The following is a 324-nucleotide window of genomic DNA, read 5'->3' on the forward strand; positions in this document are numbered from 1 at the left end:
CCGGGATAACGATACGCATATTGCCACATTAGGGCCGGCTAACATGCAAATTACCTGCAAACGCGAAGAAAACTGCGTGGAGCCAGGTATCTTCGTCGTGGTAATGTGGTCACTTTCCACGAGGGGCAACAACGCCAGGTGACTGATTTATTCCATTCCCTCCGTGCCAAGCCAAAACCGGTGCCTGACCAAATTCCACAGGGCCGCATAGACAGCCATTCGCACGCATTTTCCCAAGCTTCACTCCCTCAAAAAAAATGCCACGGTGCGATGTCACACCGTGGCATTTTTCATTCTTCGCCGCTTATTTTTTCAGCACCAAAT

Annotated in this window: 1 protein-coding gene; it reads left to right on the forward strand. The window is 50.3% G+C overall.

Features of this window, described 5'->3' with window-relative positions; all coding sequences use genetic code 11:
• Positions 1–138: 138 nt before the first annotated feature.
• Positions 139–324, forward strand: a 186-nt coding sequence (locus KDM89_RS21085) for a hypothetical protein (RefSeq protein WP_212689772.1), incomplete at its 3' end; no start/stop codon positions are given.

It is taken from the genome of Cognatundibacterium luofuense, assembly GCF_018139685.1.
GTDB lineage: Bacteria > Pseudomonadota > Gammaproteobacteria > Burkholderiales > Burkholderiaceae_D > Undibacterium > Undibacterium luofuense.